The 12631-nt window shown below is 64.0% G+C and carries 12 protein-coding genes; 7 read left to right on the plus strand and 5 right to left on the minus strand.

Features of this window, described 5'->3' with window-relative positions; translation table 11 throughout:
* Nucleotides 1-150: 150 nt before the first annotated feature.
* Nucleotides 151-1038 carry an Fpg/Nei family DNA glycosylase gene (locus Spa11_RS20705; protein WP_315851337.1) on the minus strand — a complete coding sequence of 296 codons (888 nt, stop codon included), beginning with the start codon at nt 1036-1038 and terminating at the stop codon, nt 151-153.
* Nucleotides 1039-1075: 37 nt separating this feature from the next.
* The gene (locus Spa11_RS20710) at nt 1076-2014 is read right to left on the minus strand and encodes a hypothetical protein (RefSeq protein ID WP_145116365.1); all 939 of its coding nucleotides are present in this window, start codon (nt 2012-2014) and stop codon (nt 1076-1078) included.
* A gap of 143 nt (nt 2015-2157) precedes the next feature.
* Between Spa11_RS20710 and trpB the strand changes: the two genes are divergently transcribed.
* The 5 genes from trpB (at nt 2158) to Spa11_RS20735 (ending at nt 5823) form a co-directional block, all read left to right on the plus strand.
* Nucleotides 2158-3384: a tryptophan synthase subunit beta gene (gene trpB / locus Spa11_RS20715; RefSeq protein WP_145116367.1), complete on the plus strand. Its 1227-nt coding sequence runs from the start codon at nt 2158-2160 to the stop codon at nt 3382-3384.
* A gap of 17 nt (nt 3385-3401) precedes the next feature.
* Nucleotides 3402-3659, plus strand: coding sequence for a hypothetical protein (locus Spa11_RS20720; RefSeq protein ID WP_145116370.1), 258 nt, complete (start codon nt 3402-3404; stop codon nt 3657-3659).
* Nucleotides 3659-3964, plus strand: coding sequence for a type II toxin-antitoxin system RelE/ParE family toxin (locus Spa11_RS20725; RefSeq protein WP_145116372.1), 306 nt, complete (start codon nt 3659-3661; stop codon nt 3962-3964). Before Spa11_RS20720 ends, Spa11_RS20725 begins: the two co-directional genes overlap by 1 nt.
* Before the next feature lie 46 nt (nt 3965-4010).
* Complete coding sequence (trpA, locus tag Spa11_RS20730; protein WP_145116374.1) at nt 4011-4811, plus strand: tryptophan synthase subunit alpha; 801 nt, start codon at nt 4011-4013, stop codon at nt 4809-4811.
* Between the two features lie 475 nt (nt 4812-5286).
* Nucleotides 5287-5823, plus strand: coding sequence for a hypothetical protein (locus Spa11_RS20735; RefSeq protein WP_145116377.1), 537 nt, complete (start codon nt 5287-5289; stop codon nt 5821-5823).
* A gap of 40 nt (nt 5824-5863) precedes the next feature.
* On the opposite strand, the gene Spa11_RS23670 is transcribed toward Spa11_RS20735, so the two are convergent.
* The 3 genes from Spa11_RS23670 to Spa11_RS20745 all read right to left on the minus strand — a co-directional run bounded on the left by Spa11_RS23670 (nt 5864) and on the right by Spa11_RS20745 (nt 8794).
* Entirely contained in the window at nt 5864-6133 is a 270-nt protein-coding gene (locus Spa11_RS23670) for a DUF5808 domain-containing protein (RefSeq protein ID WP_391503294.1), read from the minus strand.
* An 87-nt stretch (nt 6134-6220) separates the two neighbouring features.
* On the minus strand, nt 6221-7279 hold the full coding sequence (locus Spa11_RS20740; RefSeq protein ID WP_145116379.1) for a DUF1559 domain-containing protein: 1059 nt from the start codon (nt 7277-7279) through the stop codon (nt 6221-6223).
* Between the two features lie 195 nt (nt 7280-7474).
* Nucleotides 7475-8794: a UDP-glucose dehydrogenase family protein gene (locus tag Spa11_RS20745; protein WP_145116381.1), complete on the minus strand. Its 1320-nt coding sequence runs from the start codon at nt 8792-8794 to the stop codon at nt 7475-7477.
* A 516-nt stretch (nt 8795-9310) separates the two neighbouring features.
* On the opposite strand from Spa11_RS20745, the gene Spa11_RS23510 reads away from it, so the two are divergent.
* Together Spa11_RS23510 and Spa11_RS20755 are read left to right on the plus strand one after the other, a co-directional pair.
* Entirely contained in the window at nt 9311-10642 is a 1332-nt protein-coding gene (locus Spa11_RS23510; RefSeq protein ID WP_145116383.1) for a methyl-accepting chemotaxis protein, read from the plus strand.
* 516 nt (nt 10643-11158) lie between these two features.
* A complete protein-coding gene (locus Spa11_RS20755; protein WP_197529556.1) occupies nt 11159-12472 on the plus strand; it encodes a methyl-accepting chemotaxis protein in 1314 nt (437 codons plus the stop codon).
* The last annotated feature ends 159 nt before the right edge of the window (nt 12473-12631 follow it).

The raw sequence follows: 12631 nt of genomic DNA on the forward strand, positions 1-12631 counted from the left end.
GCCCTTTGGGAGAGGAGAGTGGGAACGGTTGATTGTAGCCGATTCACGATGTCGAGTTGTGCGGCGAATCACCGACCCGACAACAAGATTGACGTCGCCCCTGCAATTAGCCCCCGGTCAATGACCGGGGGCTAAATGAGCCGATCGACATCACCTTCGCCGCTGACAACTCGCGCAGAAGAACGTCGAGCGTTGCGCCTGGACGATCCGCTGGATGGTCCCGCCGCAGCGCGGACATCGCTCGCCCGCGCGGCCGTAGACGCGGTGGTGGAGTTGGTAGCCGCCGTCCTCGTTGAGCTTGTTGCGATACGTGCCATCGCCGAGCGACGAGCCCTCGTAGCGGACCGCTTCTTCGAGCACCGCCCGCGTCGCCTCGGCGATGCGCCGCCACGTCGCTTGCGTGAGCCGGTCGCATCGCGTCGCGGGGTGCACCTCGGCCACGTGCAGAATCTCCGCTGCGTAGATGTTCCCGATCCCCGCGACCGCGCGCTGATCCAGCAGCGCCACTTTCACGGCCCGACGGCTGCCGGCGAGCCGGCGATGCAAGTCGTCGGAGGAAACCACCAGCCCATCCGGCCCCAGTTTCTCCGGCCCCAACTCAACGGCAAACTCCGCCGCCGAATAAAGCCGAACCTTCCCCAGCCCCCGCCGGTCCCAGAACCAAACCCTTTCCAGACCAACGCCCTCAAGTCCCAGCTCAACCCGCAGGTAAAACGGATCGGGCGAATCACCGGCGCCCACCAGCCCCGTCATCCGCGGCTCCATCACCAGCCGGTCGCCCGTCTCCAGCCGCAGGACCACCCGCTTGCCCAGCCGCTCAACCGCCGCCACCCCACGTCCAACGACACGCCGCCGCAAATGGTCCACGCGCGGCGCCACCCCGATCGGCTTCCGCGGGCAAGGCAACCGCTCGAACGAGGTGACCGTAGCGCCCGCCGCCTCGGCGACGCCCCGCCGCATGGTCTCAACTTCGGGTAGCTCGGGCATGGGTACCGCCAAGACGCCAGGAGCGCCAAGGATCGCCAGGGGGAGGTTCACCGCGGAGTTCGCGGAGGACGCGGAGAACAAAAGGAGTTCAGGGATGGATCGGCGTTGAAGTCATGGTCATTTCTGACGAGCGGGCCGATGGCAACTCGACTAACCGATAACCAGCCCAACGTAGCCATACGATGGACGCGACGATGGCCAGCACCTGAAATGCTGCACTGACAAGCCACATCAGTATGGTCCATCCTAAGTTGATCTGCCCGAACACTTGTGAGTAGTGCGGGTACGCCATTAGGCCATTTACTAGCACGATCAGTGGAGTGGAGACGACTCCTCCGATGATCGCTCTACGCCAACTGAGCGGTTGAGGATGGATTGGCAACATTGCGATTAGAACCGGAAACAGGCTGACGGCTGCTACAAGCATGCAGACGAAATTGAAGCCAACTGACAAGACAAATGACCAACCCTTCATCGAGTCATAGATGTCTTGTTCAATGGGTTCCCGACGTAACAACCAGCCCCCCAGCCCTAGAGCGCACGCTAATAGCGCAGTCAGAATCAAAAGGTCCTTAATTGTTGTGTGGCCGGCATTTGAGTTGGCTGATCGGTCGATAAGCCCCCAAACTCGTCGCCAACGCCAGCGGACCCACCACCCGATCGCTGCCCACACGCTCCAAAGTAATGAGTAGAAAACTATGAGCAGCGGCAGCAATCCCGACGACTGAATAACCGCTAGCAAACCTATTGCCGTCAGAGCACTTACGATCCGCCAAGGCCATGATCCAACGCCCAACCCCGTCCAAAGGCTTGCCAAAACTATGAATGCGCTCATAGCTGCTGCGACGACATTGGGACCTGTCCAAAGCAGCCATTGCAGGATTGGTCGTGGGATTGGGAAGTAGACCGCCGCGTTGAGGGCAAACTCGATCGACACCACGGCGCCAAACCAAACCGCAGGCGCCCAAATCGCCCGATGACGATAGACAAGTTCCGATAGTGATTGAGACCGCTCGTCCACACCCATTCCCTCTCTCCGCGTCCCCCGCGTCCTCCGCGGTGAAATCCCCTGGCGATCCTTGGCGTTCCTGGCGTCTTGGCGGTTCCCGTCCGCTTGCCCGCCGAGCCGCTCCAGCCGACAATAGACGGCTTACCCCACCAGGATAACCGATGAGCACGACTTCCTTAGACACTGCCGTTCCCACGACGCTCCCCGACGCCCTTGGGCGGTTTGGGGCTTACGGCGGTCGTTACGTGCCCGAGACGCTGATGCGGGCGCTCGAAGAGCTGACGGCCGAGTACGAGAAGTCCGTCAAGGACCAAGCGTTCCAGGACGAGCTGGCCGTGCTGTGGCGAGACTTCGTGGGGCGGCCGTCGCCGCTCTATCACGCCCAGCGGCTCAGCGAGAAGTGCGGCGGCGCCCAGATCTACTTCAAGCGCGAGGACACCAACCACACCGGCGCCCACAAGATCAACAACACGCTCGGCCAGGCGCTACTGACGATGCGGATGGGCAAGAAGCGTGTCATCGCCGAGACGGGCGCCGGCCAGCACGGCGTCGCCACCGCCACGGCGTGCGCGCACTTCGGCCTGGATTGCATCGTCTATATGGGCGAAGAGGACATCCGCCGACAGTCGCCGAACGTCTTTGCGATGAAGCTCCTCGGCGCCGAAGTGCGGCCCGTCACCAGCGGCTCGCGCACTTTAAGAGACGCCGTCAACGAGGCGATGCGGGACTGGATGTCGAGCGTCGAGACGACGCACTACATCCTCGGCTCGGTCGTCGGTCCGCACCCGTTCCCGCGGATCGTGCGCGACTACCAGTCGGTGATCGGCAAGGAGACGATCGCCCAGTGCCAAGAGCGGCTCGGCCGGCTGCCGGACCTTGTGGTGGCGTGCGTCGGCGGCGGCTCGAACGCGGCGGGCATGTTCTATCCGTTCGTTGAGCATAAAGGCGTCGAGCTGGTGGGCGTCGAAGCGGGCGGACGCTCCGCCAATCCCGGCGACCACGCCAGCCCGCTCACCTACGGCCAGCCCGGCGTGCTGCACGGCAGCTTCTCGTACGTCATGCAGGACGAGGACGGCCAGACGTGCGACGTCCACAGCATGTCGGCGGGCCTCGACTATCCGGGCGTGGGCCCCGAGCACAGCTACTGGAAGGACGCCGGCCGCGTGCAGTACACGAGCTGCCGCGACGACGAAGCGATGGCGGCGTTCGACGCCTGCGCGTCGCACGAAGGGATCATGCCCGCGCTCGAAACGTCGCACGCCATCGCCAAGGCGATGGAACTAGCGGCGAAGCGCTCGAAGGACGACATCGTGGTTATCTGCCTAAGCGGGCGTGGGGACAAGGACGCGATGGAGATCGCGCGGTTGAAGGGAGTAAACTACGGTTAACCAACCGGAGCATTGCCATGGTCCAGATCACGCCCGAACAAGTCGAAGCGCTCGCCCAGTCGGAAGACCATTGTCTTCGTATTCGCGACCCCAAGACGAACAAGCAGTACGTAATTTTCGAGGAGCCCGCGGTTCCCGAGGCCGACGCCGAGCACATCGAGTACATGCGGCGGGGGCTAGAGGAGGCCGAAGAGGCCATCGCCCAAGGTGACGTGGCCCCGTGGAACAAGGATGCGTTTCTTGCTGAGATGCATCAGCAGCACGGCGGCCGTTGATGCTTCAGCCGATCTTTACTGGTCCGGCACGCCGAGACCTCGGCGCCATCTGGAAGCACATCGCTGCGGACAGCGCCGAGGCAGCCGACCGCTTTGTCGATGAAGTTGATCGCCGCATTCACTTGCTGTGCGCTCAGCCGACCCAAGGTGAACGAGACCACCGCGTCGGCGGCTGCCGCCGCGTGCTCATCGGTCGTTATCTGCTGTTCTACGAACAAGCCGGGAGAGAGCTTCGCATCCTCCGGCTCTACCATTCGGCCCGCCGAATCGAGAAGATGCGGCTCCGCCCCGACGACTCGCCGTAGTCGACTTCCGCAATCCGCAATCCGCAATCCAAATTCCGCCATCGCAATGCCCGCGATCCCCGACCTCTTCGCCAAGCTCCGCGCCGAAGGCCGCAAGGCCCTGATGCCGTTCGTTACCGCCGGCGACCCCGACGTGGCCTTCACCGCCGCGGTGCTGCGGGAGGTCGTTGGCCGGGGGGCGAGCCTCTGCGAGGTGGGCGTCCCCTACAGCGACCCGATCGCCGACGGGCCTGTCATCCAGGCGTCGTACACCCGGGCTCTGAACAAGAAGATCAAGCTGGCTTCGATCTTGGAGATGCTCGGCGAGACGTGCCCGGCTTTGCCTGCTCCTGTGGTGACGATGGTCAGCTACGCGATCATCTACCGCCACGGCGTTGAGAAGTACTGCGACGACGTGGCCGAGCGCGGCGTCGCGGGACTGATCGTACCGGACCTGCCGCTCGACGAGTCGGCGGCGCTCGCGAAGGTGACCGCCGCGCGCGGGCTGTCGCTGATCCAGCTCGTGACGCCCACTACGCCGCGAGAACGGGCGGTGCGGATCTGCGAAACGTCCACCGGCTTCGTCTACTACGTCTCGGTGGCCGGCATCACGGGCGAACGCACCGAGCTGCCGCCGCAACTGGTGGACAACGTCGGCTGGCTGCGGACGCAGACCGACTTGCCGATCTGCATCGGCTTCGGCGTCAGCAAACCGGAGCACGTGAAGTTGCTGGCCCCCGTAGCGGACGGCCTAATCGTTGGCTCGGCCATCGTCAAGCGCGTCGCCGAAGCCGCGACCCGCCCGCAAGCCGAAGTGCTGAAGGAAGTCGGCGACTACGTGGCGACCTTACTGGCGGCTCTCAAGTAACCACAGAGACGCAGAGGACACTGAGGACGCACAGAGAGTTTGACCGGATCTACTGGAAAAGGGATTGTCCACGTTCGCAGACCGATCCTGGCCATCCTGTTAGTCTTGTCTCAGTGCTTCCTCCGTGCTCTCAGTGCCTCTGTGGTAAATCTCTCCAGCCATGCCCTCCGACGGGCCGATGCAATTTGCTGGCCCGATTTTGGCATCGACCAAACTCGCCAGGTAGAATATTGGTAGCTGCCACAGGCGGCGGCTGGCGGCGTGATCGACCATTCGCGTTACCAGCCGCGTATCCACAACGGCGCGTCCGAGGGTGTGACCTCTCTCTATCAGGGGCGGGGTCGGGGCCACGGTCGGCGGTTGGGGCCGGCGCCACGAGATTGCTACGACGGCGCTCCAACCGATCGCACACAGTGGTTCGCTCCCCACGGGCGCGGCGTTCATCCGCCGAGCGTCACACGGAGAGCGACCAACCATGCGAGACGATCGTCCCGAGGCCGAACAGCAAGCGTCGGCCGCCCGACGGTTCTTTGCCGGCGTCACCGAGCAGGCCTTCATGGTCGAGCTGGGCGTTGCCGACCCGCCGCTGATCGACTACATCGCCGCGCTGTTGTCGCGGTTCCTGGCGTCGGACGACATCTACTCCGTCCGCAGTGTGCGGGGCGAACGCCTCACGCAGGTCGCCGACATGCTTGCCGAGGCCGAGGCCCGGCGCGGCCCCGCCAAGCGGCAGCTCCACCGCCACATCGGCGACTTCACGCTCTTCTGGACCGGCGTCTTCCCCGACATCGCGGCGCGCAACAAGCACCTCGGCGGCAAGGATGCGCTGCTCAACTACCGTGAGCTCGGCAAACGCAGCTACGCCGCCGCGAGCCGCATCCAGGTCGATCGCGAAACGGCGCCGAGCGAACTGCTCGAACGCCTCAGCCAAGAGTTCGAGCTCTGCGTCTACGGCTTAGGCGAGGTGCGAAAGGCGTGGGAAGAGCGAGAGGGCGGGCCGCTACTGGTTTGACTCCCCACCTAGCTGTCGATGTGTAGCGGCGACGTGGCCTCTACTTGAATACAGCTATGGATACCGCAGTTACGACAAAGGCAACCACGAAAGCAGGCACAACAACGCCAAAGGTCCAGATCCACGCCGCGCGGTGGGCGAAGTTCAGCGTCCAGCCGGTCCATGGGATCCGCTTTGCGACCCATACGCGGGTATCTCGAGGGCTGTTGTAGATGCCGAAGTACCAGTTATCCGAATTCCGCCATTCGGCCTGGTGATCTCTTTCTGGTCCATCGCCCGGCCCCGGATTTCGACGCTTTGGCGGCGGCATCAGCCACCGCGCAAATCAGCCTAGCATCGAGCCGTTCGCCAATCGGTCACGATTATTGGCGAAGATCCTGTTGGATTCTTGGGCGTCTCAGTCCGTCCAGACCTCTTCGCCGGCGATGGTGCTCATCGCCATCAGCCAGCCCCATTGGTCGATCAGCCCCTGGTCCTCAGCGTCGAGACTGCTGGGGACGTCGCGGATCTGGTTGGGGTTGATCGTCTCGGCCCGGCCGCTGCGGCCAGTGCTAATCGCCTCGGTGTGTCCATCGAGGAAGGCGAACATCACGATCCCCGGGTGATTGCTCGCGCCGAAAAGCTGGGCCGCTTGGTTACGCCTGCCCTGTTCGATGCGATCCGACGAGTCACCAAGGCCGTCCTCGGTCCCGCGCATGATCGTGGTGATATTGTCTGACGCGAGGAAGCACGTATCGCCCTGGGCGGCGTGGATGAATTTGTCGTCCCAATCCCCCTCGGTTTGCGGGATGAACTTCTCACCAACTGCGAGTGTCTTCGACATCCCATCGGTGACATTGCGGGACTCGATCTTCGAGTTGCTGAAGATCGGCCCTGAAAGCGACCAGTCGACGTGGCCGCTACGGAAGTCGACCTCACCCTCGAGGTAGTCCGAGTCTTCCATGCCGGTGTCCTCTTCGAGTCCGGCATTGGCGGCGTAGTCGCCCCGGACGGCGACGCCGCGGGGTTCGCCGTTGGCGCCCGCGCCCTGTTCGTTGTTGTCGAAGTCGCGATCGGCCGTCGCGGGTCCACGGCTAGGGCAGGCGTAGACAGCGATCGGCGTCCGCATTGCCGTCGCGTTGGCCTCCGAGTGAACCGGCTGACTCGGGTCGAACGCATCGTAAAGGGATTGCTCTTCGATTTGCGGCAGGATCGCGTACGCCCAGGACACCCCAAACTCATCGGTCGAGGTGCGGCCTGTTGGGAACTGTCCGTTGGCGTCGTGGTAGCTCTGGATCGCCAATCCGATCTGCTTGAGCTGTGAGTTGCACTGCGTCCGCCGCGCCGCCTCACGCGCCGCTTGCACCGCCGGCAAGAGCAGCGCGACGAGCACCCCAATGATCGCGATCACGACCAACAGTTCGACGAGCGTAAACGCGGTTCGTCTGGCGGCGAGAGTCGTGTAGCGATGCGTCATTGTTTAGCCCCTCCTGTCATGCGGAACGTCGATTGCTTCGATGAGACCCAGCCCACAGGGGGAACTTTAGGAAGGCCCCCTGAGTTGACGAACCCCCGAAAAGAACAACGGCGCCGCGGCTTTTCGGGGCCGAGGCGCCGTTGTGTAAGGCGGCTAACTTAAACGCGTAACGCTGCTGACGAACGCTCGATCGCTTCACGCTTTGCGGCCATCGACCGCGACGCGGCCGATGCTGTGGTAGCAAAAGCCACGCGCCTTCATGCGCGCCGGGTCGTAGAGGTTGCGGCCGTCGAAGACGACCGGTGACGCCATCAGCTGGTACATCTCGGCGAAGTCGGGCTGGCTGAACGCCTTCCAGTCGGTGCAGATGCACAATGCGTCGGCGCCCTTCACGGCTTCGGTCATCGACTCGCAGAATTCGATACCGGTGGTCTCCTTGGCGACGTTCTCCATCGCCTCGGGGTCGTGCGCGACGATCGTGGCGCCGGCGTCCTGCAGTTGCTTGATGAGCACCAGCGCCGGCGCCTCGCGAATGTCGTCGGTCTCGGGCTTGAACGCCAAGCCCCAGACCGTGATTCTCTTGCCGGCCAAATCATCGCCAAAGTGCGACTTGACTTTGTTGAAGAGCACCGTCTTCTGCCGTTCGTTGACGCTGTCGACCGCGCGGAGCATCTCGGGGAGGTTTCCCTTGTCCTCGGTCATCGCGGTGAGCGCGCGGACGTCTTTGGGGAAGCAACTGCCGCCGTAGCCGACGCCGGGGAACAAGAACGCGAAGCCGATGCGGCTGTCGTGGCCGATGCCGCGGCGGACGTCGTTGATGTCGCCGCCCATCTTCTCGCAGAGATTGGCCATCTCGTTGATGAAGCTGATCTTGGTGGCGAGCAGCGCGTTGGCGACATACTTCGTCATCTCGGCCGACTCGGGCGACATCACCAGGAACGGCTTCTCGGTCCGCAAGAACGGCGCGTAGAGCTGGCGGAGCTTCTCGCCGACCTCGGGGTCGCGGACGCCGACCACGACGCGGTCTGGCTTCATGAAGTCGTCGATCGCCGCACCTTCCTTGAGGAACTCGGGGTTGCTGGCGACGTGGCACTCACGGCCGGTCAACTCTTTCAGAATGGCGAAGATGCGGGCGTTGGTGCCCACCGGGACCGTGCTCTTGGTGACGACGATCGCGTCCTCACGCAGGTGCGGGGCAATCGCCTTGGTGACGGCCCACATCGCCGACAGGTCCGCGGCGCCGTCATCCCCCTGCGGCGTGCCGACGGCCAGATAGATCATCTCGGCTGTCTTCACCGCCGCCGCGGTGTCGGTCGTGAAGTGCAGGCGTCCGTCCTCGGCGTTGCGAAGCACGAGCTCCTTGAGGCCCGGCTCGTAGATCGGGATGACGCCCCCCTTGAGCCGCTCGATCTTCTTCTCATCGATGTCGATGCAGGTGACGTCGTTACCGCTGTTGGCGAAACAGGTGCCAGTGACGAGGCCGACGTAGCCGGTGCCGATGACTGCGATCTTCATGCGAGGGGCGACTGCGAAAGGACGGAGTGAGCGAAGGGATGAGCCATCGTAGACGGGGAGGGGTGGCAAGCCGAAGGCGCCCGCCGGCGGGGGTCTTCATGATAATTGGCGGGTTGACGCCGTCGAGCGAAGGCGGGCTGGGTCGTCCAGTTGGTCCGTCAATATTCGAACTTCGCTATCACGGCCTTCGCGGCCATCCGTAGGCACAATCGTACCGATCCGCAATACCCGCCGTCAGCGGCTAAAAACTTACTAAAAAGTCCCGGAAGAGAGCCACGCCCGTGTGGCGATGGATTGGGTAAATAACGCGGATTCTTCGGGGCGTTTTCGGCTCGATTCGGGTCGGGATCCTCCGCGCCTATCGGTTTTGACCCCGGAACTCTGGCCGTACTTGCCGTATCCGCGCCAAGGCGGGGCGCGCCGGGCTAACCCAGATTACGGCATGCCCGCCAACGGGGGTTCACACCCCGCTCGGCGGCCCACCCTCCCCGCCCACCGTTTTCTGAGAGTTCCAGCATGTTCATGACGAAGACGAAGTCCTCGCGCATCCCCGCGGTCGAAACCCCCGCCCCGAACGACGCGCAGGCAGTCCTCGACGCCTTCGGCCGGGCCCAGGCGACCATCGAGTTCACCCCGCAGGGCGAGATCCTCGACGCCAACGAGAACTTCCTCTCGGTTGTCGGCTACACGCTCGGCGAGATTCGCGGTCAGCACCACCGGATCTTCGTCGATCAGGCCGAGAGCAAATCGACGGCCTACCAGTTGTTCTGGAATGACTTGGCCCGCGGCAAATTCTCCGCGGGCGAGTACAAGCGGGTCACCAAGAGCGGCCAGGAGATCTGGATCTCGGCCTCTTACAACCCCGTGCTCGACGAGACGGGCCGCGTCTTGAAGGTCGTCAAGATCGCCTCGGACATCACCGCTACCAAGCAGCTGATGCTCGAGCAGACCGCTCTGATCGATGCGTTGAGCCGCTCGCAGGCGATGATCGAGTTCGAGCCGGACGGCGTCATCATCAAGGCCAACGACAACTTCCTGTCGACGCTCGGCTACTCGCTCGACGAGGTTCGCGGCAAGCACCACCGGATGTTCTGCGACCCCACCTACACGGCCAGCGGCGAGTACACCTCGTTCTGGAGCCGCTTGCGTCAGGGCGAGTTCTTTGCCGGCCGCTTCCAACGCTTCGCCAAGGGCGGGCGTGAGGTGTGGATCTTGGCTTCGTACAACCCCGTGCTCAACGCCCAGGGTCAGGTCGTCCGCGTTGTGAAGCTCGCCTCAGACATCACCAAGGAAGTCCAGGCCGAGCAAGGCAACAAGAAGGAAGCCCAGACCGTCGGTCACAGCGTCGCGACCAGCACGACCGAGATGGCGGCGACCATCGAAGAGATCTCCAAGAACGTCGCCCGCACCGCCACCCTGGCGCAGCAGGCCGAGAACCACGCCCAGACGTCCAACGCCGCTACCGACGCCCTGCAAGAGAGCAGCCGCGCGATCGGCAAGGTGGTTGGCGTGATCCAAGAGCTCGCCGACCAGACGAATCTCCTGGCGCTCAACGCCACGATCGAAGCGGCCCGCGCCGGCGAGAACGGCCGTTCGTTCGCCGTGGTCGCCAACGAGGTGAAGGACCTAGCGTCCGAGACTTCGAACGCGACGCAGAGCATTGAGCAGTCGGTCCAAGAGATTCAGACCCGCATCGCCGAGGTCTCTGAGTCGATCCGCTTGATCACCGAGAGCGTCACCGAGGTCTCCGGCAACACCAACACCGTCGCCGCCGCGATCGAAGAGCAATCGATCACGATGAGCGAACTGTCGAAGACGGCCGAGGGCTTGGTGCGTCTCTCTGAATAGTCGGCTCCACATCAGGGGATGGGGCAAACGGCGGCGGGGAATCCTCGCGATTCCCCGCCGCTGTTGCTTTTGGGAGCGGCGCAATGCACATCGCCTGCGATTGACGGCGAGGCGCGCGACGTTAGTCGTCGGTGTGCGCCTGTTGTCGCGTTAGATCGAATGGTGCTTCCCACCGACGACTAACGTCGCGCGCCTCGCCACGATCACTACGCGCGGCTCAACCCGAACGCCGCGCATAAAAATATCCGAAATCTTGCGGCGCTCTCGCGCCGCCTTCTTATCGCCGGTTTGTGCCGTCGGCGCCGTCTGCGCCGGTCTCTGGAGCGGTTTCTCGCCCCTTCTTCGCGACGCCCACAACGGCTGTAGCGGTTGCGCTGCCTCGTGTGGTTTCCAACGTCTCTGCCGCGTGGCGCCGGTTATTGACCCAACCTCTCGTGGCGTCACGGCCCCGACGCGGCGTCCCGCCCCGCACACGCACCCCTCCCTCTCCGTTCCGTTGAGACCCCGATCATGTTCATGACCAAGACGAAAACCTCGCGCATCCCCGCCGAGGCAGCTAGCGACAACTCGGCCGACGACGCCCGCGCCGTCCTCGACGCCTTCGGCCGCGCCCAGGCGATCATCGAGTTCACGCCGCAGGGTGATATCCTCGACGCCAACGAGAACTTTCTGTCGGTGCTGGGTTACACGCTCGGCGAAATCCGCGGCCAGCACCATCGCCTCTTCGTCGATCCGGCCGAGAGCAAGACCGACTCCTACCGCGTCTTCTGGAGCGACCTCGCCGCCGGCAAGCTCGCCGCCGGCGAGTTCAAGCGCATCACCAAGAGCGGCAAGGAGATTTGGATCTCGGCCTCGTACAACCCGGTGCTCGACAAGACGGGCCGCGTGGTGAAGATCGTGAAGATCGCCTCGGATATCACCGCCACCAAGTCCGCTGGCGTCGAGGCCGAGCGGCTGGCGAACATGGTCGAGAACCTGCCGATCAACGTGATGTTCGCCGACCGCGACCTCGTGATCCGCTACATGAACCCCGCGTCGTTCAAGACGCTCCGCAGCATCCAACACCAGCTGCCGGTGTCGGTCGATCGGATCGTCGGAACCTGTATCGACCAGTTCCACAAGGACCCGTCGCACCAACGCCGCGTGCTGCAAGACCCGTCGAACCTGCCGGTGCAGACCATCATCCAGGTCGGCGAGGACTCGCTCGACTTGCTCGTCAGCCCGATCACCAACCCCAAGGGCGAGTACATCGGCGCGATGGCGACCTGGAGCGTCATCACTGACCAGCTCCGCACCAGGAAGGAAGCCCAGACCGTCGGCCATAGCGTCGCGACCAGCACGACCGAGATGGCGGCGACGATCGAAGAGATCAGCAAGAACATCGCCCGCACGGCGACGCTCGCCCAGCAGGCCGAGTCGCACGCCCAGACCTCGACCGCCGCGACCGACGCCCTGCAAGAGAGCAGCCGCGCGATCGGCAAGGTCGTTGGCGTGATCCAAGAACTCGCCGACCAGACGAACCTGCTGGCGCTCAACGCCACGATCGAGGCCGCCCGCGCCGGCGAGTCGGGCCGCAGCTTCGCGGTGGTCGCCAACGAGGTGAAGGACCTGGCGTCCGAGACCTCCAACGCGACGCAGAGCATCGAGCAATCGGTCCAGGAGATTCAGACCCGTATCTCCGAGGTGGCCGAGTCGATCCGCCTGATCACCGAGAGCGTCACCGAGGTATCGGGCAACACCAACACCGTCGCCGCCGCGATCGAAGAGCAATCGATCACGATGGGCGAGCTATCGAAGACCGCCGAGGGCTTGGTGCGTCTGTCCGAATAGTCGGCACGCCGCAACCGGGCCGTCCACAAGAGGGCCATCCACAACTGGGGATGGGGCAACCAGCGGCGGGGCGCAACGAAAGCTGCGCCCCGCCGTTGTGCGTTTGGTGCAGCGTAAAGCACGACCCCTTCGCTTGACGGCTCAGAGTGAGAACCGGCT

It is taken from the genome of Botrimarina mediterranea, from assembly GCF_007753265.1.
In the GTDB taxonomy this organism is placed as follows: Bacteria; Planctomycetota; Planctomycetia; order Pirellulales; family Lacipirellulaceae; genus Botrimarina; species Botrimarina mediterranea.